This window comes from Tabrizicola caldifontis, assembly GCF_004762095.1.
GTDB lineage: Bacteria > Pseudomonadota > Alphaproteobacteria > Rhodobacterales > Rhodobacteraceae > Tabrizicola > Tabrizicola caldifontis.
In genome coordinates this window covers 91,600-113,705 of the sequence record NZ_SIJH01000009.1, presented here as the reverse complement: position 1 = coordinate 113,705, position 22,106 = coordinate 91,600, and the positions used below count along the sequence as shown (strand labels likewise).

The 22,106-nt window shown below is 67.0% G+C and carries 25 protein-coding genes and 1 pseudogene; 14 read left to right on the top strand and 12 right to left on the bottom strand.

What is annotated here, in order from left to right:
- Window positions 1–22 precede the first annotated feature (22 nt).
- From moaB to EYB42_RS09340, 3 genes are read right to left on the bottom strand one after another with little or no spacing between them, the layout of a single operon-like run.
- The gene (gene moaB, locus EYB42_RS09350; RefSeq protein ID WP_135449832.1) at window positions 23–565 is read right to left on the bottom strand and encodes a molybdenum cofactor biosynthesis protein B; all 543 of its coding nucleotides are present in this window, start codon (window positions 563–565) and stop codon (window positions 23–25) included.
- Between the two features lie 2 nt (window positions 566–567).
- A complete protein-coding gene (locus EYB42_RS09345; protein WP_135449831.1) occupies window positions 568–1,197 on the bottom strand; it encodes a LysE family translocator in 630 nt (209 codons plus the stop codon).
- Entirely contained in the window at window positions 1,197–1,988 is a 792-nt protein-coding gene (locus EYB42_RS09340) for a uracil-DNA glycosylase (RefSeq protein ID WP_240784055.1), read from the bottom strand. The genes EYB42_RS09345 and EYB42_RS09340 overlap by 1 nt, the downstream gene beginning before the upstream one ends.
- A gap of 112 nt (window positions 1,989–2,100) precedes the next feature.
- On the opposite strand from EYB42_RS09340, the gene EYB42_RS09335 reads away from it, so the two are divergent.
- From EYB42_RS09335 to plsY, 5 genes are all read left to right on the top strand, one after another.
- A complete protein-coding gene (locus tag EYB42_RS09335; RefSeq protein ID WP_135449830.1) occupies window positions 2,101–3,063 on the top strand; it encodes an aspartate carbamoyltransferase catalytic subunit in 963 nt (320 codons plus the stop codon).
- 61 nt (window positions 3,064–3,124) lie between these two features.
- On the top strand, window positions 3,125–3,274 hold the full coding sequence (locus EYB42_RS17345; protein WP_167850972.1) for a preprotein translocase subunit SecE: 150 nt from the start codon (window positions 3,125–3,127) through the stop codon (window positions 3,272–3,274).
- 2 nt (window positions 3,275–3,276) lie between these two features.
- A complete protein-coding gene (locus tag EYB42_RS09330) occupies window positions 3,277–3,729 on the top strand; it encodes a DUF4115 domain-containing protein (RefSeq protein ID WP_240784054.1) in 453 nt (150 codons plus the stop codon).
- Between the two features lie 7 nt (window positions 3,730–3,736).
- Window positions 3,737–5,011 carry a dihydroorotase gene (gene pyrC / locus EYB42_RS09325; protein WP_135449829.1) on the top strand — a complete coding sequence of 425 codons (1,275 nt, stop codon included), beginning with the start codon at window positions 3,737–3,739 and terminating at the stop codon, window positions 5,009–5,011.
- A 3-nt stretch (window positions 5,012–5,014) separates the two neighbouring features.
- Complete coding sequence (gene plsY, locus EYB42_RS09320) at window positions 5,015–5,641, top strand: glycerol-3-phosphate 1-O-acyltransferase PlsY (RefSeq protein ID WP_135449828.1); 627 nt, start codon at window positions 5,015–5,017, stop codon at window positions 5,639–5,641.
- Window positions 5,642–5,732: 91 nt separating this feature from the next.
- Here the strand turns inward: plsY and EYB42_RS09315 are convergent, their stop codons facing one another.
- The 3 genes from EYB42_RS09315 to EYB42_RS09305 all read right to left on the bottom strand — a co-directional run bounded on the left by EYB42_RS09315 (window position 5,733) and on the right by EYB42_RS09305 (window position 8,446).
- Complete coding sequence (locus EYB42_RS09315) at window positions 5,733–7,079, bottom strand: glutamate--cysteine ligase (RefSeq protein ID WP_135449827.1); 1,347 nt, start codon at window positions 7,077–7,079, stop codon at window positions 5,733–5,735.
- A 78-nt stretch (window positions 7,080–7,157) separates the two neighbouring features.
- Window positions 7,158–7,733 carry a hypothetical protein gene (locus tag EYB42_RS09310; protein ID WP_135449826.1) on the bottom strand — a complete coding sequence of 192 codons (576 nt, stop codon included), beginning with the start codon at window positions 7,731–7,733 and terminating at the stop codon, window positions 7,158–7,160.
- The gene (locus EYB42_RS09305; protein ID WP_135449825.1) at window positions 7,730–8,446 is read right to left on the bottom strand and encodes a 16S rRNA (uracil(1498)-N(3))-methyltransferase; all 717 of its coding nucleotides are present in this window, start codon (window positions 8,444–8,446) and stop codon (window positions 7,730–7,732) included. The genes EYB42_RS09310 and EYB42_RS09305 overlap by 4 nt, the downstream gene beginning before the upstream one ends.
- A 12-nt stretch (window positions 8,447–8,458) precedes the next feature.
- Here EYB42_RS09305 and ubiA point away from each other — a divergent pair, with 12 nt between their 5' ends.
- From ubiA to EYB42_RS09260, 9 genes are all read left to right on the top strand, one after another.
- Window positions 8,459–9,433 (top strand): 4-hydroxybenzoate octaprenyltransferase, encoded by a 975-nt coding sequence (gene ubiA / locus EYB42_RS09300; protein ID WP_135449873.1) that lies wholly within the window; start codon window positions 8,459–8,461, stop codon window positions 9,431–9,433.
- A gap of 67 nt (window positions 9,434–9,500) precedes the next feature.
- Window positions 9,501–11,564, top strand: coding sequence for an OmpA family protein (locus tag EYB42_RS09295; RefSeq protein ID WP_240784053.1), 2,064 nt, complete (start codon window positions 9,501–9,503; stop codon window positions 11,562–11,564).
- A complete protein-coding gene (locus EYB42_RS09290; protein WP_135449824.1) occupies window positions 11,561–11,890 on the top strand; it encodes a hypothetical protein in 330 nt (109 codons plus the stop codon). The genes EYB42_RS09295 and EYB42_RS09290 overlap by 4 nt, the downstream gene beginning before the upstream one ends.
- A 190-nt stretch (window positions 11,891–12,080) precedes the next feature.
- Window positions 12,081–13,559: an NAD-dependent succinate-semialdehyde dehydrogenase gene (locus EYB42_RS09285; protein WP_135449823.1), complete on the top strand. Its 1,479-nt coding sequence runs from the start codon at window positions 12,081–12,083 to the stop codon at window positions 13,557–13,559.
- 149 nt (window positions 13,560–13,708) lie between these two features.
- Complete coding sequence (gene yghU / locus EYB42_RS09280; RefSeq protein ID WP_135449822.1) at window positions 13,709–14,563, top strand: glutathione-dependent disulfide-bond oxidoreductase; 855 nt, start codon at window positions 13,709–13,711, stop codon at window positions 14,561–14,563.
- Between the two features lie 154 nt (window positions 14,564–14,717).
- Window positions 14,718–15,059 carry an SDR family oxidoreductase gene (locus tag EYB42_RS09275; protein WP_167850971.1) on the top strand — a complete coding sequence of 114 codons (342 nt, stop codon included), beginning with the start codon at window positions 14,718–14,720 and terminating at the stop codon, window positions 15,057–15,059.
- A gap of 146 nt (window positions 15,060–15,205) precedes the next feature.
- Complete coding sequence (locus EYB42_RS09270; protein WP_135449820.1) at window positions 15,206–15,715, top strand: peptidoglycan-binding protein; 510 nt, start codon at window positions 15,206–15,208, stop codon at window positions 15,713–15,715.
- Between the two features lie 151 nt (window positions 15,716–15,866).
- Window positions 15,867–16,403: an RNA polymerase sigma factor gene (locus tag EYB42_RS09265; protein ID WP_135449819.1), complete on the top strand. Its 537-nt coding sequence runs from the start codon at window positions 15,867–15,869 to the stop codon at window positions 16,401–16,403.
- 194 nt (window positions 16,404–16,597) lie between these two features.
- On the top strand, window positions 16,598–18,451 hold the full coding sequence (locus EYB42_RS09260; protein WP_449342967.1) for a YfbK domain-containing protein: 1,854 nt from the start codon (window positions 16,598–16,600) through the stop codon (window positions 18,449–18,451).
- 74 nt (window positions 18,452–18,525) lie between these two features.
- Here EYB42_RS09260 and EYB42_RS17720 read toward each other — a convergent pair whose 3' ends face one another.
- The 6 genes and pseudogenes from EYB42_RS17720 to EYB42_RS09240 form a co-directional block, all read right to left on the bottom strand.
- Complete coding sequence (locus EYB42_RS17720; protein WP_276605857.1) at window positions 18,526–19,107, bottom strand: PLP-dependent transferase; 582 nt, start codon at window positions 19,105–19,107, stop codon at window positions 18,526–18,528.
- Window positions 19,104–19,382 (bottom strand): PLP-dependent transferase, encoded by a 279-nt coding sequence (locus EYB42_RS17715; protein ID WP_276605856.1) that lies wholly within the window; start codon window positions 19,380–19,382, stop codon window positions 19,104–19,106. Before EYB42_RS17715 ends, EYB42_RS17720 begins: the two co-directional genes overlap by 4 nt.
- A 1-nt stretch (window position 19,383) precedes the next feature.
- Window positions 19,384–19,515 (bottom strand): annotated as a pseudogene (locus tag EYB42_RS17825) (PLP-dependent transferase); the annotation flags it as partial.
- A 329-nt stretch (window positions 19,516–19,844) separates the two neighbouring features.
- Window positions 19,845–20,315: an Hsp20 family protein gene (locus tag EYB42_RS09250; RefSeq protein WP_135449871.1), complete on the bottom strand. Its 471-nt coding sequence runs from the start codon at window positions 20,313–20,315 to the stop codon at window positions 19,845–19,847.
- 129 nt (window positions 20,316–20,444) lie between these two features.
- Window positions 20,445–21,263, bottom strand: a complete 819-nt coding sequence (locus EYB42_RS09245; protein WP_135449817.1) for a trypsin-like serine peptidase — start codon at window positions 21,261–21,263, stop codon at window positions 20,445–20,447.
- Complete coding sequence (locus tag EYB42_RS09240) at window positions 21,260–22,069, bottom strand: trypsin-like serine peptidase (protein WP_135449816.1); 810 nt, start codon at window positions 22,067–22,069, stop codon at window positions 21,260–21,262. Before EYB42_RS09240 ends, EYB42_RS09245 begins: the two co-directional genes overlap by 4 nt.
- Window positions 22,070–22,106: the final 37 nt, after the last annotated feature.

Sequence of the window (22,106 nt, the reverse complement as noted above, 5' to 3'; positions counted from 1 at the left end):
GCAGATGTTACGCAGAAGACGGCTATTTCCGTCGGAGATGCTCCTCGAGCCGGGGCATGATCTCGACAAAGTTGCAGGGCCGGTGCCGACTGTCCAGCTGGAAGGCCAGGATCTCGTCCCAGGCGTCGCGGCAGGCGCCGGGGCTGCCGGGCAGGGCGAAAAGGTAGGTGCCCCCCGCAACGCCGCCTGTCGCACGGCTTTGCACGGCGCTGGTCCCGATCTTCTGCATGCTGACAATGGTGAATACCGTGCCGAAGGCCTCGATCTCCTTCTCGTAAACCTCGCGGTGGGCCTCTACTGTCACGTCGCGCCCTGTCAGCCCCGTGCCGCCGGTTGTCAGGATCACGTCCACCTGCGGGTCCGCGATCCAGGCCCGCAGCCGTTCCACGATCAGCGCGCGGTCGTCCGCCACGATGCCGCGGCCTGCCAGAAAGTGGCCCGCCGCAGTCAGCCGTTCGACCAGGGCATCACCCGACCGGTCCGTCTCGGGCGTCCGCGTGTCGCTGACCGTGAGCACCGCTATGCGGACCGGGTGGAAGGGCAGGCTTTCGTCGATGCGGCTCATCTCTAGCTCCTTGGCATCAGCGCCAGCCGCAGGGCAAGCGCACCGAAGATGGTGGCGCTGATCCGGGACAGCCAGCGCGCCAGACCGGCCGACCGGGCAAGCCGCTGGCCGATGGACCCGGCAAACAGGCCCACCGCGCCGTTGACCAGCAGTCCGCCCAGACTGAACACCGCCCCCAGCATCAGGAACTGCGGCAGCATCGGGCGCGCTGGGTTCACGAACTGCGGCAGAAAGGCCAGAATGAAAAGGATCACCTTCGGGTTCAGCAGATTGACCGCCAGCGCCTGAAGGAACACCCGCCCGGCCGGGGCGTGCACCACCGCCACCTCGCCCGCGAAGGGCGATGCCCGCAGCGCCCCAACCGCCAGCCACGCCAGATAGCCGACCCCCAGCCATCGGATTGCCTCGAAGGCCGCCGGATGTGCCGCAACCAGCGCCCCCAGGCCCAGCGCCGCCAGCGTCACATGCACCATGCCGCCCAGCGCAATGCCGAAATTCGCCGCCATCGCCGCCCGCCGCCCGGCCTTCAACCCCTGGCCCAGGCAGAACATCATATCGGCCCCCGGCGTCAGGTTCAGCGCCAGCGCGGCGGGGATGAAGGCAAGAAGCACAAGCGGCTCGACCGGCAGCATCACCCGCGAAGCCTTTCCTGCAAGGACAGAAGATCCGCCCAGGCCTCACGCTTGGCAGAGGGATTGCGTAGCAGATAGGCCGGGTGGGTCATCGGCAGCAGTGGCCTGCCCAGGGCCTGCATCCAGTTTCCCCGCGCCCGCAGGATGCCGCGCTTGCCGGTCAGCGCATCCAGCGGCGTATTGCCCATGACCACGATCACCGCCGGATCGACCAGGGCTATGTGGCGCTCGACAAAGGGCCGCATCATGGCGATTTCCGCAGGTTCGGGGTCGCGGTTTGCCGGCGGGCGCCAGGGCATGACATTCGTGATGTAAAGCGCCGATTGCGGATCGGTGCTGGAGCGGGAAAGACCGATCGCCGCGAACATCCGGTCCAGAAGCTGCCCGGCGCGCCCCACGAAGGGCCGCCCCTCGCGGTCCTCGTCCGCGCCCGGCGCCTCGCCCAGGATAAGGACACGCGCCGCAGGGTTGCCGTCGGCAAAGACCGTGTTCCGCGCCCCCTTCTTCAGATCGCAATGGTCATAGGCCAGGATGGCCGATCGCAACTCCTCCAGTGTCCGGGCCCGCGCCGCCGCCGCCTGCGCCACCTGGACCGGATCGGCCGCGGCAACCGACTCGGGCAACGCAGGTGCTGCGGGCGCAGGGACGGAAGGTTTCCTTCCCTCGGCTGCAAGCTCATAGCGGTTCAGCGGGCCGTCGCCGATCACCTCGTCGGCACCGGCCTCGACCTGCCATGCCAGCGCGGCAAGGGCGGCGTGCCAGTCCCCGGCGATGTCTGCGGCGATTCCCATGGCCCGAGACTAGGCCCTGGGCCGATCCGGTGCCAGAGCGATCCACGCCGCCTTGCGCTTGCCCCCGCCCCACCGGTTTGCGATAGAGGGTCAAATCTGCAGGGACTTGCCCATGGCCTTCCGCGCCCGCCACCTTCTGGGGATCGAACAGCTTTCACCGCTGGAGATCACCACGGTCCTCGATCTGGCCGAACGTTACGTCGATCTGAACCGCCGCACGGTGAAGCAATCCGACGTGCTGGCGGGAATGACGCAGATCAACCTCTTCTTCGAAGCCTCGACCCGCACGCAATCCAGCTTCGAACTGGCCGGAAAACGGCTGGGGGCGGATGTGATGAACATGTCGGTCGCCAATTCCAGCGTGAAGAAGGGCGAGACGCTGATCGACACCGCGATGACGCTGAACGCGATGCACCCGGACCTTCTGGTGGTGCGTCACGGGGCAAGCGGGGCTGTCAACCTTCTGGCGCAGAAGGTGGATTGTGCGGTGCTGAACGCGGGCGACGGGCGGCACGAACATCCCACCCAGGCACTTCTGGATGCGCTGACCATCCGCCGGGCGAAGGGGCGGCTGCAACGCCTGACCGTGGCGATCTGCGGCGACATCGCGCATTCGCGGGTGGCACGGTCGAACCTGATCCTGCTGGGAAAGATGGAAAACCGTCTGCGCCTGATCGCGCCGCCAACCCTGATGCCGTCCGGCGTCGAGGATTTCGGCTGCGAGCTGTTCGACGACATGCGCGAAGGCCTGAAGGGCGCCGATGTCGTGATGATGCTGCGGCTGCAGAAGGAACGGATGGACGGCGGCTTCATCCCGTCCGAACGCGAATACTACCACCGCTACGGGCTTGACGCGGAAAAACTGTCCCATGCCGCGCCCGATGCCATCGTCATGCACCCCGGTCCGATGAACCGCGGGGTGGAAATCGACGGCGAACTTGCCGATGACATCAACCGGTCGGTTATCCAGGACCAGGTGGAAATGGGTGTCGCCGTGCGCATGGCCTGCATGGACCTTCTGGCGCGGAATCTCAGGGCCGAACGCGGGCGGAAGATCGTGGGGATGATGGCGTGACCCGTTGGCCCGCCTTTCCGAGGTCCGTTTCCCTTCCGCCCTGCAGCGAAGGGCGCAAGAGATGCGACAACCAGCAGAAACGGGGCGCGACGTGACCCCGGATCCCGACCGCAAGCCGACAAGGCAGGAACTGCGTCAGGGCGGCATGGTGGCTGCGGCCGTCCTTGTCTTTCTTGCGCTCTTCACCGCCCTCATCATCTGGATTGCCTGAGCATGTCCCGCATCGAACCCGACAGCATCATGGGCCATGCCACACCCCTGCTGGACGGCGAGACCGTGGTGGCAGAGTTCCGGGCCGACCGGCGCGCCTACTGGCAGGGACATCTGGTCATGGCGGTGGTTCTTGGCGCCGCGGCGGGGGTGATCCTCATGTGGCAGGGCAATCCCTACCCCGTCGCTGGGCCCCTTGGGGCAGCCATCGCGATCGGTGCAAGGGCGGCCTATCTGGCCTCGGAAGCCCTGAGCGAGACCTGGCGCCTGACGGACCGTCGCCTGCTCGGCCCCGGAGGCCGGGCGATCCCGCTGAAGCAGATCCGGACGGCCCGCCCCTTTCTTGGCGCGGTGCAGGTCGTGACGCTTTCGGGCGACAAGCATCTGATCAAGTATCAGTCCGATGCCGCAGCGGTCGCCGCGCGGATCGGTGCGGCCGCGAGCCGCGGAAGGTGACCAACCCATGACGACGCTGCACTTCGCCCATGCCCGCCTGATCGACCCCGAGGCCGGAACCGACGCACCCGGCAGCCTGACCGTGAAGGGAGGCGCGATCCTTGCCCGCGACGGAACTGCACCGAAAGGGGCCACGGTCATCGATTGCGCCGGCAAGTGCCTTGCCCCCGGCATCGTTGATCTGGGGGTAAAGATTGGCGAGCCCGGCGAACGGCACCGCGAAAGCTTCCGCTCGGCGGGGCTTGCTGCGGCGGCGGGGGGCGTGACCACGATCATCGCGCGTCCCGACACGATCCCGGCCATCGACACGCCCGAGACGCTTGAATTCGTGACCCGCCGGGCAGCCGAAGCCCCGGTGCGCATCCGCCACATGGCCGCGCTGACCAAGGGCCGCGACGGGCACGAGATGGTGGAGATCGGTTTCCTGCGCGACGCGGGCGCCATCGCCTTCACCGATGTCTTCCGCGTCTCGACCAATGCCAAGGCCCTGACTCGCGCCATGGCCTATGCGCGATCGCTGGGCGCGCTGGTCGTGGGGCACCCGCAGGATCCGTCGCTGTCGGCAGGCGCATCGGCGACCTCGGGCAAGTTCGCCAGCCTGCGCGGCATTCCCGCCGTGTCACCCATGGCCGAACGCATGGGGCTGGAACGCGACCTCGCCCTGGTCGAGATGACGGGTGTCGCCTACCACGCCGACCAGATCACAACGGCGAAATCGCTGCCCGCGCTTGCCCGCGCCCGCGCCGCCGGGCTGAACGTGACCGCCGGCACGTCGATCCACCATCTGACGCTGAACGAATTCGACGTGGGTGACTACCGCACCTTCTTCAAGCTGACCCCGCCACTGCGGTCGGAAGCGGACCGGCTGGCAATGGTAACTGCCGTGGCCGAGGGGCAGATCGACGTGATCAGTTCGATGCACACCCCCGCTGACGAGGAGTCGAAACGCCTGCCCTTCGAGGAAGCCGCCCCCGGTGCGGTCGCGCTGGAAACCTTCCTGCCCGCCGCGATGCGGCTTTACCACGCCGGACATCTTACCCTGCCGGCACTTTTCCGCGCCATGGCCCTGAACCCGGCCCGGCGCCTGGGTCTGCCGCAGGGACGCCTGGCCCCCGGCGCGCCGGCCGACCTGATCCTGTTCGATCCCGACGCGCCCTTCCTGCTGGACCGCTTCAAGCTGCGGTCCAAATCGAAGAACACCCCGTTTGACGGCGCCCGGATGGAGGGTAAGGTGCTGGCAACCTGGGTCGCCGGGACGCAGGTCTTCGCCGCGGACGACTGATCCATGCCCGACATCACCACCTCGCTCACGCTTCTGCTTGTGACTGCGCTGCTTGCCTATCTGCTGGGCTCGGTGCCGTTCGGCATCGTCATCACGCGGGCAATGGGTCTGGGAGACCTGAGGAAGATCGGTTCGGGAAACATCGGCGCGACCAACGTGCTGCGCACGGGGCACAAGGGCGCTGCGCTGGCGACGCTGGTGCTGGATGCGGCCAAGGGCGGGATCGCCGTCGTGATCGCACGCGCCGCCCTTGGCGAGGATGCGGCGCAGCTGGCGGGCCTTGCGGCCTTTCTGGGCCACCTGTTTCCAGTCTGGCTGGGCTTCCGGGGCGGCAAGGGAGTGGCAACCTTCCTGGGCATCCTTCTGGCACTCGCCTGGCCTGTGGGCCTTGCCGTCTGCGGCACCTGGCTGGTGGCAGCGCTGGTCACGCGCATCTCATCGATCGGCGCGCTGGTCTCGGCCGCCAGTGCCTCGCTATGGCTGTTCTGGTTCAACGAAGGGCGGATGCTGATCCTTGTCTTCTTCCTGACCGTCCTGGTCTATTTGCGCCATGCAGAGAACCTGAAGCGGATCAAGGCCGGCACAGAACCGAAGATCGGCCGGAAGAAAGCTGCCGACACCGGGGCCTGACCCGCGGCTCTTCGCTTTCGTGCGGCCGCCCGCGAGCGTCCGGCGAAGACCGACCGCAAGGAAGGGATAAGTGCCCCCTGGCGCCCCCAGGCTAAAGCGAGGCTGCCTCGTAAAGCGGCACAAGGCTGTGGCCCCACTCGCCCTCGTATAGCTCCAGCCAGCGGTCGGCCTGCACCTTTCCTGTCTTCAGGCTTTCGACCAGCGGTGCAAGCTGCGCCTCTTCACCCAGCCCGCGGGCCGCAAGGCCCGCATGGCTAAGCCCCAGGGCGGCGCTGGCCAAGTCCATCAGTTTGACGCCACCGGCCTCGCCCGCCAGAGCCCGCTCCGAGGCAGCGACCCGCAGCCCCTCGCGCGTCTGGGCATCGAAGCTCTTCACCAGATCCCAGGCGGCATCTAGCGCGGTCTGGTCATACATCAGCCCGACCCAGAAGGCAGGCAAGGCCACGATGTGCGCCTGATCCCCGCAATCGGCCCCGCGCATCTCGATATACTTCTTGACCCGGGCTTCGGGGAAGACCGTGGTCATGTGATCGGCCCAATCGGAAAGTGTGGGTCTTTCCCCCGGCAGCGCGGGCAATTCGCCCTTCAGGAAATCGCGGAACGACTGGCCCAGCGCGTCGATGTATTTCCCGTCGCGATAGACGAAATACATCGGCACATCCAGCACCCAGTCCACATAGCGCTGAAAGCCCATGCCTTCTTCGAAGGCGAAGGGCAGCATCCCCGTCCGGCTGTCATCCAGCCCCCGCCAGATGCGGCTGCGCCAGCTGCGGTGACCGTTGGGCCGGCCCTCGAAGAAGGGAGAGGAAGCGAACAGCGCCGTCGCCACCGGTTGCAGCGCCAGCGCCACCCGCAGTTTCTGCACCATGTCCGCTTCGGAGGCATAGTCCAGATTCACCTGCACGGTTGCCGTGCGATACATCATCTGCGTGCCATGGGTGCCGACCCGGCCCATGTAGTCGGTCATCAGCCGGTAACGCCCCTTGGGCATCACCGGCATCTGATCATGCGTCCACTCGGGCGGTGCACCGATCCCCATGAAGCGCACGCCCATCGGCTCGGCGATCGAGCGGACCTCGTCCAGATGGGTCTGCAATTCAGCGGCAACCTCGATGGTCGAGGCTAAGGGTGCCCCCGAAAGTTCGAACTGTCCGCCGGGTTCGAGGCTGATGTTGGCGCCATTCCGGGCCAGGCCGATGACGTTTTCGCCCTCGCGTACCGGCTGCCAGCCATAGCGGGCAACGAGACCATCGAAGATCGCCGAAATCGAGCGCGGCCCGGCATAGGGAAGTGGCGCGCGGGTATCGGTAAGCCAGCCGAACTTCTCATGCTCGGCGCCGATGCGCCACTGGTCCTTCGGCTTGCAGCCGGCCTCCATGTAGGCGGCAAGCTGGTCGAAGCTTTCGATGGGTCCGCCGCCGGACTGGGGAATGGACATGGTGCAAGCTCCGGGCTGGCGGGTCTTCTCCGGCACAAGGTGCCGGGCGCCAAGAGGTGTCAAGGGCAGAGGGCCAAGTCAAGAGGGGTAAGATCCCCTGCCTGCCTCGTGGACCACGACACCGCTGCCCCTGCGCGCCCAGATCAGCCGGTCGGCACCATCCAGCGCCAGGTTCCTGCCGTCCGATGCCGCCGTGGTCCCCAGGGCCGCCACAAGGGCCGCCGTATCCATGCCGGGCAGGGCCGCGAAAGCATCGAACAGCGCCTCGGCGCCCTCGGCCTCGACGGGGATGAAAAGCGTCTGTCCATCCCCCTGCCGCAGCCTCCAGACCCGGCGGCCGCGCAGGGTCAGCAGCCGCAGTTCGGCCAGGTCGGGAAGGCCGACAAAGCCGCCGACGCGCGGCCCCATGTAGGCGATCTGCGCCTCGGTCACGCGCACGATGCCCGGTGCCTCGCCCCATTGCCGAAAGCGCAGGCGGCGAAAAGCGTAAAGCGCCCAGCCCAGGCCGAAAAGCAGGATCGCGCCGCCGATCGGCAACAGGAAGAAGCCACCCTGCGCGGCGATCCAGCCGCCAAGCAGGACCACCGCCCCGGCGGCGATCACCTCGCGCCACCGTCCCAGCGCCAAACGCAGTTCGGGGCGGATGAAGCTCACCGCCAGTCTCCGCAGGCTGCCTGCCACAGGGTGATGGCGGCCACGGCAGCGGTATCGGCACGCAGGATGCGCGGGCCAAGCGACAGGGGCACCACGTCCGGTCGCGCGCGCAGCTTCGCTGCCTCGTCGCCAGAAAATCCCCCTTCCGGCCCGATCAGGATAGCGGCGGGGCCTTCCGCCGGTGCAAGTAGCACAGGACGGCCTGCCGCCGTCTCGTCACACCAGTAAAGCCGGCGTCCTTCCGGCCACGCGGCCAGCACCCGGTCAAGGGTGGTCAGATCCGCCACCTCGGGCACATAGGTCGCGCCGCATTGTTCTGCCGCCTCGACGGCATGGGCCTGCAGGCGGTCCTGCCGGACACGTTCGGAATTGGTGTGCCGGGTCTGCACCGGCAGGATGCGACGCACACCTAGTTCAACGGCCTTTTCCACGATGAAATCGGTCCGCGCCTTCTTGATCGGCGCGAACAGAAGCCACAGGTCGGGCGGCAGCACCAGGGGGCGGGTCATGGCCTCGCAGGTGGCAGTTGCCCCCCGTTTCCCTGCCGCGGTCAGCACCGCGCGCCATTCGCCGTCGCGCCCGTTGAACAGCACGACCGGCGCGCCCTTACCCAGCCGCATCACGCCCACCAGGTAATGCGCCTGGTCCGGGCTGAGGGCCACGGCTTGCCCCGGTCCCAGCGGCTGGTCTACATGAAGCCTGACATCCGACATGAGCGCGAACCTATGACCCCTCCGCCGCAAATGCCAGAGGCCGAACCCGCCGGGCGGGTGGCAGACGCGCCGAAGGACAACTGGGTGGACCGTCTGGCCCCGACAGCGACCCGGCCCTACCTGCGCCTTTCCCGCGCCGACCGGCCAGTGGGCACCTGGCTTCTGCTGATTCCCTGCCTCTGGGCCATCGCTCTGGCCGGGGGTGTCTCGGGCTTCAGGGCCTGGGATCTCTGGCTGGTCGTCTCCTGCGCGGTGGGGGCCTTCCTGATGCGCGGTGCGGGCTGCACCTGGAACGACATCACCGACCGCGAGTTCGACGCCGCAGTGACGCGCACGCGCAGCCGACCGATCCCCTCGGGCCAGGTCACGGTGCGGGCAGCTCTGATCTGGATGGTGGTGCAGGCGGCACTGGCTGCGGTGATCCTGTTCACCTACAACTGGCTGGCCGTGGGGCTGGGGGTGGCGAGCCTGGCGCTGGTGGCGATCTATCCCTTCGCCAAGCGCTTCACCTGGTGGCCGCAGGTCTTTCTGGGGCTAGCGTTCAACTGGGGCGCGCTGCTGGCCTGGGCTGCCCATGCGGGAACCGTGCCGCCGGCTGCCATGCTGCTTTATGCCGCCGGGATTGCCTGGACATTGTATTACGACACGATCTACGCCCACCAGGACCGCGAGGACGACGCACTGATCGGGGTTAAGTCGACCGCACGGCTGTTCGGCGACCGCAGCCGCCTCTGGCTTCGCGCCTTCCTTGTTCTGACCCTGCTGCTGTTCGCCGCCGCCGTCATCCTGGCCCATGTGGATCAGGGCCGGGTGCTGGCGCTGGTCGTGGCGCTGGGGGGTGTCTGGGCGATGGGGTGGCACCTCCAGTGGCAGATGCGGACGCTCGACCTGGACGACCCGGCCTCGTGCCTTGCAGTCTTCCGTTCGAACCGGGACGCGGGCCTGATCCCTGTGCCGTTTCTTGCCGCCGCGGCCTGGCTTGGTTGAACCCCGGGCGGCGAAGGCCTAGGAACCCTTGGGCGAATGCCCTGCCCCGAGTCGACCGGAACCCGCCTTGCCCCAGTTTCTTCGCCAGTTTTCCGCAACCACGCTTGCACTGCTTGCCTTCCTTCTGGCAGCGACCGTCATGGTCGGCGTCGCCTATGCAACCGCCCTGGTGATCGAGACACGTACCGCAAAGGTAGTGAGCGCCCGGCTGGCAGAACAGAAACTCGACTGGATCACGGTCACCACAGACGGGCTCCAGGTCCACCTGACCGGCACCGCCCCGAACGAGGCGGCCCGCTTCCGCGCCGTGAACATGGTCGGCACCCTGGTGGACAATTCGCGCATCCGCGACGGGCTGGAGGTCGCACCGACAGCCGCGATCAAGGCACCGGATTTTTCCGTTCAGATGTTGCGGACCGAAGACGGAATCCAGCTGTTCGGCCTGATGCCCGAAAACCCCGGCGAAAACAGCCTTTCCGAAGCCGAGCTTGCCGAAGCGGCGGGGCAGCTCACACCGGGAATCGAGCCGACCAACATGCTGGAACTGGCCGATTACCCGGCGCCCGAGACCTGGGGGACGGCACTGGCATTCGGGCTGGAGGCGCTGAAGCGTCTGCCGCGGTCGAAGGTCTCGGTCATGGCCGACCGGGTCGAGGTCACGGCAATTTCCGACAGTGCCGCCGAAAAGCGGCGACTTGAAAACGAACTGCGGGCGCTCGCGCCGCAGGACGTGCGGCTGGTTCTGGACATATCGGCCCCCCGTCCGGTGATCACGCCCTTCACCTTGCGCTTCGTTGTCGATACCGAGGGTGCACGCTTCGACAGCTGCTCGGCCGATACCGAGCGGGCCCAGCGCCAGATCCTTGCCGCTGCCACCGCCGCCGGCGTCACGGGCACGCCGAACTGCAGGATCGGCCTTGGCACGCCGACCCCGCGCTGGGCCGAAGCCGTGGTGCTGGCAATTCGTGCGGTCAAGGAACTGGGATCGGGATCGATCACCTTTTCCGATGCCGACGTGACGCTTCTGGCCGGCAGTGACGTGCCGCAGGCCACCTTCGACAAGGTCGTGGGCGAACTGGAAACCAGCCTGCCCGATGCCTTTTCGCTGACCTCGACACTGGAAAAGGCGGAAAGCTCGACCCAGGGACCAGCCGAATTCACTGCTGTCCTGACCGAGGCCGGCAAGCTGGACCTGCGCGGAAGACTGACCGACGAATTGCAGCGCCAGGCGGTCGATGCCTTTGCCCGCGCCGCTTTCGAGGGTGCCGAGGTGCGCACCGCCACCCGCGTGGACGAAACCCTGCCCGATGGCTGGCCGCTTCGGGTGCTGGCCGGCCTCGAGGCTCTGGCCGAGGTCGAATACGGCTCGCTTCTGGTGCGGGCCGACACGGTGGAAGTGACCGGCGTCACCGGCTCGCAGGAGACGCGGGGCCGCATCACCCAGATCCTGTCGGGCAAGCTGGGCCAGGGCCAGACCTTCAGGGTGAATGTCCGCTACGACAAGGCGCTGGATCCCGTCGCCTCGCTTCCCACGCCGGAAGAATGCGCGGCGGACGTGAATGCCGTGATCGCGCGGACGAAGATCACCTTCACTCCGGCCTCGGCCGAACTGGCTGCCGGTGCCCGACCCGTGCTGGACGAACTGGCCGCCATCCTGACCGCCTGCCCGCCCATGCAGATGGAGATTGCAGGTCATACCGACAGCCAGGGGTCCGAAGGCGGGAACAAGGCGCTCAGCCAGGCCCGGGCCGAGGCGGTTCTGATGGCCCTTCAGGGCCGGCGGGTGGACATCTCGGGCATGACGGCAGTCGGGTATGGCGAATCGACCCCGATCGCCGACAATGCCACCGAAGAGGGGCGAGAAGCCAACCGGCGGATCGAATTCGTGCTGAAGGGCGACCATGCCGCCATGGTGCAGGATGCGGGTGTAGCTCCGGCCGAAGGCACCGCAGTTGGCGCCGATGGCGCGGCGTTGCCCCCGGCCGGTACGGCGGGGCCTGGCGCAGCACCGGCGACCGGCGGCGAAGGACCGGATTTCTCGAATGACACCAGCCCCTCTGTCGCTCCGGCGGAAAAGACGATACGACCCTTGCCGCGGCCTGCCGACCTGAAGGCCGGGGAAGACCAATGAACCGCACGGAATTCGTCATCGCCACCGCCATCATCCTGCTTGTCGCCTTCGCGATGGGCTGGTTCACGCACTGGCTTCTGCACCGCTTCACCCGGGTCAAGGGTGGCGACATGGCCGAGATGGACAGGCTCGCCCAATCCCTTCACGAGGCCGAGGAATTGCGCGACCAGGCGCTGGCCTATCTGGAACAGCGCGAGGCCGAGCTCATGAACCAGATCAACCAGACAGAGGCCGAGCTGAAGGCCGCGATGGAGGGTCTGCGCGAGGCGCGCCATGAGGCCGAAGAGATGCGCGCCTATATCGAGCGGATGCACGCGAACGGCTGAGCGCGGGCGAGTTCATCGAGGAAATCACATCGGAGCTTTCAAAGGCTACGGGCCGGAGATTTCGAAAATGCTGGCGCTTCGGTCCAGACGCGGCCAGGTTTGATCAAATCCTGGCACAAGGCAGGCTTGGAACTGGACATACCCGGCCCCGCGTGGCACCTGTCGCCCAAAGCATAAGGAGGGCCCACCCATGCTCGATTCCGTCACCGATCTTGCATCGCTTCTGAAGGATCCGTCGCTTCTGGCGACCAAGGCCTATGTCGCCGGCGAATGGATCGCCGCCGACGACGGCACGACCTTCCCCGTCACCAACCCCGCGCGCGGCGACGTGATCTGCCAGCTGCCGAACCTTGGCCGGGCGGAAACCGCCCGCGCGATCAAGGCCGCCCATGCCGCGCATCGCGAATGGGCTGGCCGCACCGCCAAGGAACGCGCCCAGATCCTGCGGCGCTGGTTCGACCTGTGCATGGCCAACCAGGACGACCTGGCCACCATCCTGACCGCCGAGATGGGCAAGCCGCTTGCCGAGGCCAAGGGCGAGATCGCCTATGGCGCCAGCTACATCGAATTCTACGGCGAGGAAGCCAAGCGCACCTATGGCGACATCATCCCCGGCCATCAGCGCGACAAGCGCATCCATGTGCTGAAGCAGCCGATCGGCGTCGCGGCCTCGATCACGCCCTGGAACTTCCCCAACGCGATGATCGCGCGCAAGGTCGCCCCGGCGCTGGCGGCGGGCTGCGGTTTCGTCGCGCGCCCGGCGGCCGAAACGCCGCTGTCGGCGCTGGCGCTGGCCGTGCTGGCCGAACGCGCGGGCGTACCGGCGGGGCTGTTCTCGGTCATCACCTCGACCCATTCCTCGGACATCGGCAAGGAGTTCTGCGAGAATCCGCTGGTGCGCAAGCTGACCTTCACCGGGTCCACCGAGGTCGGGCGGATCCTGCTGCGGCAGGCGGCGCAGCAGGTGCTGAAATGCAGCATGGAACTGGGCGGCAACGCGCCGTTCATCGTCTTCGACGACGCCGACCTGGACGCGGCGGTGGAAGGGGCGATGATTTCCAAGTTCCGCAACAATGGCCAGACCTGCGTCTGCGCCAACCGGATCTATGTGCAGGCCGGCGTCTATGATGCCTTCGCCGAAAAGCTGGCGGCGGCGGTGAAGAAGCTGACCATCGGCGACGGGCTGAAGCCCGGCGTCACCACCGGCCCGCTGATCAACGAGGCCGCGGTCGAGAAGGTCGAGGAGCATATCCAGGACGTGCTGGCCGGCGGCGGAAAGGTCGTCACCGGCGGCCACCGGCACGAGCTGGGCGGAACCTTCTTCGAACCCACGGTCGTCACCGGAGTGAAGCCCGACATGAAGGTCGCGCAGGAGGAAACCTTTGGCCCGCTCGCGCCCCTCTTCCGCTTCGAGACCGAGGAAGAGGTCATCGCCATGGCCAACAACACGATCTTCGGCCTGGCCTCCTATTTCTACGCCCGCGACATCGGCCGCATCACCCGCGTTCAGGAGGCGCTGGAGTACGGCATGGTCGGCGTCAACACCGGCCTGATCTCGAACGAGATGGCGCCGTTCGGCGGAGTGAAGCAGTCGGGTCTCGGCCGCGAGGGCAGCCGGCACGGGATCGACGACTACATGGAGCTGAAATACGTCTGCCTGTCGATCTGACCGGTCTGACGCAGAGCTGGCAGGGGGCGGCGAGGTGCCGCCCCTTGTGCATTTTCGCAGAGCCAACCCGCCGTCGCGCCCCACTGGTGGCGCCGCAAGGGATGGACTAGCGTTGCGGCGAAACATTCTGCGGCAGCAAGAGCAGGCGTATGTCCAACGACTACATTCCCCCGAAGGTCTGGAAATGGGAGCAGCCATCCGGCGGCAGCTTCGCCAGCATCAATCGCCCCATCGCCGGGCCGACGCATGAAAAGGAGCTGCCTGTGGGGCGGCATCCGTTGCAGCTCTATTCTCTTGCCACGCCGAACGGGGTGAAGGTCTCGATCCTGCTGGAAGAGCTGCTGGAGGCCGGGCATCCCGCCGAATATGACGCCTGGCTGATCGAGATCTCGAAAGGCGACCAGTTCGGCTCGGGCTTCGTGAAGGTGAACCCCAACTCAAAGATCCCGGCGCTGATGGATCATTCGCTGAACCCGCCGCAGCGCGTGTTCGAAAGCGCCTCGATCATGCTGTATCTCGCCGAGAAGTTCGGAGGGGCCTTCATCCCCGAAGACCCCCGGCAGCGGACCGAGATGTTCAGCTGGCTGTTCTGGCAGATGGGATCTGCCCCCTTTGTCGGTGGGGGGTTCGGGCATTTCTACGCCTACGCCCCGATGAAGATCGAATACGCGATCAACCGCTACGCGATGGAAACGAAGCGCCAGCTGGACGTGCTGAACCGGCACCTGGCGGAAAACGAATGGATGGCTGGAATCTATTCGCTGGCCGACATCGCGATCTGGGCCTGGTACGGCAACCTGGTGCTGGGGCGGGCCTACAACGCGGCCGAATTCCTTGATGTGCAAAGCTACGCCCATGTCCTTGCATGGGCGAAACGCATCGACGCCCGCCCCGCCGTGATCCGGGGGCGCAAGGTCAACCGCAACTGGGGCGAACCTTGGGAACAGCTGCCCGAGCGCCACTCGGCAGCCGATTTCGACGCCCTTCCGAAAGCCCCGGGATGAACCGCGTCGCGGTCGCGATCGGCTAGGCCGGAGGCCCGGGCCGGGCCTTCACGGACCGGCTTCTCGCCGACGGGTTGCGTTGGTTGGCGTGATCCTCGACGACGGCGTGCTGTTGACCGTTACTGCCGCGTGCGAGCGCTTCTTTCCCTAAATCGTGGACCCGACCGAGAAAGACGCCATCGCCGGACTGTTCGATCGCCTGGCATCCCGCTTCGGCGGGCTGGATGTGCTGATCAACAATGCCGGAACATGCTTCATGTCGGGCTTTCCCGAGATCCCCGCGGCGAAACCGGAGCGGCAGAGGCGGATCAACTTCCGTTCCGCCTTCCAATACTGCCGGCAGGCGGTGAAGGCGATGGCGGGGCGGCCGGGCGCGCGCAAGATCGTGAACATCCGGTCGAACGGTGCCTGCAACTTCGACGCCCTCGACCCGGACACGCGGCAGGAAGACGGCCTGGACAGGGTGGGCTGCTGTCTGCCGATGCGACCGGCGTGACCCAAGGCTTTGAGATCTATTCCGTTATCCGATAACAAACAGACGTTCTTCCCTAACACACCAGCGTTTTTGCCTATCGCAGCGGCCATGCCCATACCTCGTGGCATCGCCCCGGACACTCCGGGTGCACCACGAAAGGAAACGCCATGCTGCCCGTTGCCATGACCGCGAAACGCAATCTGGTCGCCGCGCTGACCGCCGCCGCGATTGCGGCCGTCCCCGCCGCGCCCGCCCTCGCCTTGAACGACAAGGAAAAGGGCTTTGTTGCCGGTGTCGCCACCGCCGTCATCGTGGACGAGCTTCTGAAGATCAACCGCAAGGCCCGGCTTTACGACCGTGGCCATTCGGCGGCCCCGGCGCCCGTCTATGTCCAGCCTGCACCAGTCTATGTCCAGCCGGCCCCGGTCTATGTCCAACCCGCCACCTCGATCCATTCGACCCCGGCGGCGCTTGCCTTCAACCGGTACTCGCTGGCCGAACGCAAGGCGATCCAGCGCAATCTGCGGGCCTGGGGCTATTATACTGGCGGCATCGACGGCGCGTTCGGTCCCCGTACTTACAACGCGATCCTTGCCTATGCCCGCGACGAAGGGCTGAGCAACCGCCTGTCGGCCACCAACACCGCCTTCGCGGTCTACGACAGCCTGATCTTCTGATCCCTCTCCCCAAGTGATCGCACCCAAGATCAGGCACCCAACCCCCGGACCGGACCCTGACCGGACCGGGGGTCTTTTCGTCCGGGGCAAGGATTTCCGGGCGCGGCCCAAGAATTGCCGCCCGGCTTGCGTCGCAGATAACGTGATGCTGATGGACACACCCGACGAGATGCTTGCCTCTGCCGCCGCCAACGGCGACCGCGTGGCGTTTGCCACCCTGGTCGGTCGACATTACGAGCGAATCCATGCCTTGGCCTGGCGGCTGACCGGCAGCCGGACCGAGGCCGAGGATCTGGCACAGGACATCTGCGCCGCCCTGCCCGCCAAGCTGCGCAACTGGCGCGGCGAGGCGCGCTTCACCACCTGGCTTTACCGTGTCATCGTCAACGCCGCACATGACCTGCGCCGCCGCCAGGCCACCCGGACCCGCGCCGCGCTTGGCTGGGGCGACTGGGAACTGGCCCGCCAGGCCGAGATCGCCACCCTGGCCGAGGCGAACGACTGGCTGGCCCAGGCGATGACCCGCCTTTCGCCCGAACTGCGCGACACCGTGGCGCTGGTCCTGGGCGAGGAGATGACCCAGGCCGAGGCTGGGCTCGTTCTGGGCGTATCCGAGGGCACGATCGCCTGGCGGATGAGCGAAGTGAAGAAACGCCTGCGGGCCATGGCGCGGGAGGAGGCGAAATGACCGACGACCTCGAAACCCTCCGCGCTGCGCTGAAGTCGGCCCCCGCGCCGGAATACGACGCGAAGACCCGCGCCCTGCGGCTGGCGATGCAGAATTTCGACCGGCTGCACGACGCCTCCCAAGGATCGGCGGAGCCCGACCTTGCCGGTGACGATCCCCCGCAAGGGGCGGTCGCCTCGAACGGAGTGCGTCGCATGCTGGGCTTCCTAACCTTGCGCCCTGTCCTTGCTGTCACCACCTCGACCGCAGCCCTGGTGATCGGCGTGGCCGTGATCCTGCCCATGGCCGATCTGCGCCTGCCAGGTGGCAGCGGCCCGGTGACCCATCAGGCGCCCGAACCCGCGCTTGCCACCGACACCCCGACCGCCAAGACCGCTGCGGCCCCAGACGGCCTGACGGGCGAAGCGGACAGCCGCGGCCAGATCGCAGCGACCAAGGCAGAACCCATGGCCGAGGCGCTGGCCGCACCGTTAGCCGCAACCGATACGGTCGACGTGGTGCCACCCCCAGCCCCCACGGTCAACGCCCCTGGCGGTCTGTCACCGCTGCGGATGGCGGCGCCGGGCGGATCTGCCGATGGCACGGCCGGCGATATTGCCGCGGCCGAATCCATCGTCGCCCCGCTGCCAGACATGGCGCAGCCGGGACTGCCCGATACCGAAGCCCATGCCAACGTGGCGCCGAACCCGGTGAAGGTGACGGTCGAAGATTCCGTCTCGACCTTCCCGATCGACGTCGATACCGCATCTTGGGCGCTGATCCGCTCCAGCCTGAACCGTGGCAAGATGCCCGCACCCGACCGGGTGCGGATAGAGGAGATGGTCAACTATTTCCCCTATGCCTATTCTGCACCGACGCCCGAGGCCACCTTCTCGACCACCGTCTCGGTGATGCCCACGCCCTGGAACCCCGGAACCCGCCTGGTGACCATCGGCATCCAGGGCGCGCTGCCCGCCATGACCGACCGCCCGCCGCTGAATTTGGTCTTCCTGATCGACACATCCGGCTCGATGGGCGGGCCTGACCGTCTGCGCCTTCTGACAGGCTCGCTTGCCCTGATGCTGCCCGTGCTGCGGCCCGAGGATCAGCTCGCCATCGTCGCCTATGCCGGATCGGCAGGCCTTGTCCTGCCCCCTACTGCAGCCACCGACAGTGCCGCCATTCTGGCCGCGCTCGACAACCTGGCTGCCGGTGGCGCCACAGCCGGGGGCGCAGGGCTGGAACTGGCCTATCAGGTGGCCGAGGGGATGAAGGCCGAGGGTGAGATTTCACGTATCCTGCTGGCCACCGACGGAGACTTCAACATGGGCACCTCCGACCCCGACGGGATTGAGGCACTGGTTGCGAAGAGGCGCGAGACCGGCACCTATATGTCGGTGCTAGGCTTCGGGCGCGGCAATCTTGATGACGCGAAGATGCAGGCGCTGGCGCAGAACGGGAACGGCCGGGCCAGCCATATCGAAACGCTGTCCGAGGCGCGGAAGGCACTGGCCGATCAGCTCACCGGTGCGCTGTTCCCGATCGCGGACGATGTGAAGATTGAGGTCGAATGGAACCCCGCCAAGGTCGCCGAATACCGGCTGATCGGCTACGAAAGCCGCGCCCTGCGGCGCGAGAATTTCAACAACGACCGCGTGGACGCGGGCCAGATCGGCGCGGGCACCCAGGTCACCGCGATCTATGAGGTGACCGCGCCCGGCCCGGATTCGCTGTTGAACAACCCGTTGCGCTATGGTCCCGCGGCGGAGATCGGGGCCAGCACAGAGGAACTGGGCTTCCTGCGCCTGCGCTGGAAGGCGCCGGGGGCCGAGACCTCGACCCTGATCGAGACCCCGATCACCGGCCTGGAGGAGGCGACGGAGGAAACCCGCTTCGCTGCCGCCATCGCGGGCTTCGGCCAGCTGCTGCAAGGCTCGGCTCATCTGGGCAACTGGGGCTGGGACCAGGCGATCGACCTGGCGGCCCGGAACCGCGGCGACGACCCTTTCGGCTACCGGGCAGAGGCGCTCAAACTGATGCGGCTGGCGCAATCGCTGGCAGCGAACTGACCGGCCGGACCGCGCGCCGACCCCTTCGCCAGCCTCGCTTGCGGCAGGACGGCGAAAAGTCGAAGGCGGATCGGTCAGTCAAGCGCACGGCCAAGGTCTGCGATCAGGTCTGCGGGATCCTCAAGCCCCACTGACAACCGGAACGCCCCTTCGCCTGCCCAGTCCTGCCAGCGCCCAAGCGCCGCGCCTTCCATCCGGAAGGTGCTGCGCCGCCCGATATGGACGCAGATCGACCGCTGGTGACCCAGCGAAAAGGCATAGTGGATCACAAGGAAGCGTTCGGCCATGCGGCGGCCAAGCTCCGCAGGAACCTGCTGGCTCTGGAAGGCGATCATGGCGCCGCCAAGCGCCAACTGGCGCCGGGCCAGGGCGAGCTGGGGATGGTCCGCCGCGCCGGGCCACTTAACGCGGGTAACCGCGGGATGCGCCGTCAGCCAGTCGCAGATCCTGCCCGCAGTCTCGCAGGCCGTCCGCAGGCGCGGAAACAGCGTGTCGAGGCCACGCAGGATCAGCCAGGCATTCTGGGCTGACAGGGTCGCGCCCAGATAGACCCCGGCGCGCGACCGGATGGCAGAGATCAGATCCCGCCGTCCGATCACCGCGCCGCCAAGGGCATCGCCATGGCCGTTCATCAACTTGGTCAGCGAATGGATCACCAGATCCGCCCCGTGCTCCAGCGGCCGGGTGAGATGACCGGCGTCGCAAGCGTGCTGTCCACCGACAGAAGCGCCCCGGCCTCGCGTGCCAGGGCCAACAGGGCCGCAAGGTCGGTCAGCCGCGGTATCGGGTTGCAGGGCGTCTCGGCGTGGATCAGACGGGTCGTGGGTCGAAGCGCGGCACGCACCGCGGCGGGGTCGGTCAGGTCGCAGGGGGGTGACCTCGATACCCAGGTCGGGCAGGGCGCGGGTGGCAAGTTCGTAGTCACCGGCATAGCAGACTTCCGACACGATCAGATGATCGCCCGCCTTCAGAAGCGACAGGAAGACAGCAGCCACAGCGGCGAAGCCGGTGGCGGTGGCAAGCGCATCCTCGGCCCCTTCAAGACCCGCCAGGCGTTCCTCCAACGCGCGGACGGTCGCGTTCGTCCAGCGGGCATAAAGAAAGGGTTGCGCGGTCAGGTCGGCACCTTCAGCCGAGAAGCCGGCAGACCCGGGGGTGAAGATGTGGTTGACCTAGGCGACAATGCCGGGTGCGATGGCTTCTGTCACCGGGTCGGGCATCAGCCCGGCGTCGAGGGCGCGGGTGGCAGGCTGCATCTGGAACGGGGGCAGCTTGTGGTCGGACATGCGGCGGGCCTTTCCTTTGGCCCTTCATCCGTCGTGCGCAGCGCATGCGCAAGATGCAAAGAGCCCGGGCGCGAACCCGGGCTCCGGCAACAGATGATTGAGAGGGTCTAGTTGACCGATTCCGGCTTTGCCTCGATCACCGGGGTCGAACCGTTCGCGCGGACAATCTCGATCCGGCGGGGTTTCATGGCCTCGGGAACCTCGCGCACCAGATCGACGTGCAGCATCCCGTTCTCATGCACGGCACCGGTCACGCGTACATGGTCAGCCAGGGCAAAGCGGCGTTCGAAGGCGCGCGTGGCGATGCCGCGGTGCAGGTAGGTACGCTCGGTCTCGTCGGCTGCCTTGCGGGCTGCAATGTGCAGATTGCCGTCCTTGACCTCGACGCTCAACTCCTCGGGGGCGAAACCGGCGACGGCGATCGAGATGCGATAGGCATCCTCGGCGGTCTTTTCGATATTGTAGGGGGGATAGGTCGGCTGAGCCACGTCGCTGGACAGAACACGGTCCATCAGATCGGCGATCCGGTCGAAGCCGACGGTGGCACGGTAGAGCGGGGCGAAATCCAGATTGCGCATTGTCATCCTCGTGCAAGCGATGTCAGGGGCCCTCCCGTCAACGGGCAGGGCAAGGGTTCTTCCGGGCCCATTGTGGCACCCGGACGAAGTGAATCTGGGAAGCCTCAGAGTGGCTTTCAAGACCTCAGGTCAGGGCTTCACGAACCTTGCGCCGATGTCGCCGCCCTCGCCCACGGTGATCGTCTTTCCGGCCCTGCGCCGAGGCACTTCTTCAGGTACCGCCTCGCTTGAAACGCGACCGGCCCGCAAGGCCGCCTTCAACCTTGCCACGACCTCCGGCAGTTCCATGCCCACCGCGACGCGCCGACCTTCCCAGGTCGATCCGACCGAAATGATCGAGACGATCTTCGCCCGATATCCGGCAGAGCGGTCCAGCACCGGTGCGCCGGACGAACCGAAGCTCACATCGCAATCGACTGCGATCAGCCCGTCCTGCCGCCCTAGGACATTGCAGACCGGCTGCCAGGTCAGCGCCTCGGCTCGCCCGGAGGCATAGGAAACGACACTTACCTTGTCGCCCCGCCCTGGCAAGGCGATGGCGAAGGGCGGAATCTGCGTGGTCGGAACCGGTTCGGCCAGCTGCATCAGGGCCACGTCGCGCCGGATGATCTCGGGTGGCGCCGGACTGACCGGGCGGTATTCCGGGTCGATGACTGTGCGCGCGACCTGCGCCTCGACCAGCGACTGTCCGTCAGCCAGACCCGCACGGAAGGTGATCCGGCCTGCGGGAACCGGGTTGCCTTCCGTATCGACCACGCAGTGCGCCGCCGTCAGCACCAGATCGGCGGCGATCAATGTCCCCGTGCAGAACCCGCCATCCTCGATATCGACCCGGCCAACCGGCTCGAACCCGCGCAGATCCTCGCGCGTGGTCAGCCGGCTCTGGCCCGCGCCGTCCTGCGCCCAGGCGGGCCAGGCCAGCAGCAGGGCCAGAACCGCAACCCTCATGGCTTGATGAACTTGGCGCCGCCGCCCTTTTCGCCGGGCGGAACCGGACTGCCCCCCACATCCATTCGCCCGCGCAGCTTGCTTTCCGCAAGCGCCACCCGCAGCGCCTTCAACGGCGCGGCCAGTGGCACCGCCAGCGCCACCTTGCGCCCGTTCACCTCGGCCTTTGCTGAGATGATCGATACCACCCGAGACACCCCGTCCACCGACGAGAAGACCGGTGCGCCGGATGATCCAAAATCGACACTGCAGGACAGCACCAACGTATCCCGTCGCCCTGCCAGAACCTCGCAGGGCTCCTGGATCGAGGGGGCCTCGGCCCGATCCTGCGCATAGGACACCACGGCCACTGCATCGCCTTCGACCGGGGCGGCGCCCGTCTCGAACGGCAGGATCGACGGCAGGCGGATCGGCTGGCTGAGTTCCAGCAGTGCAAGATCCGCTGTCACCCGCTCCAGCTTGTCATTGCCGCTGTAGCGGTAGTCGGGATGGGTGACCGCCCGCTTCACGCTGCGATAGGCCACGGCCCGGCCATTACGCCAGCCTGCCTGGAACTGGATGTCTTCGGGCCGCATCTGCACACCGGTCTGCTTGTCATACAGGCAGTGCGCCGCGGTCAGCACGAGATTCGGTTCGATCAGTGCGCCGGTGCAGAAGCCGCGCCCGCCCAGGATCAGCTTGCCCACGGCATCCCAGCCACGGGAATCGTCGGCGGTCTGAAGGCTGACCATTTCCGCGTCCTGGGCGCGCGCCGTGCCGCCAGATGCCAGGCACATCGTCAGAAGGCAAAGGATCAGGCGACGCATGGAACCTCCCCTTCACATGACGATCGGCGCTATCCTG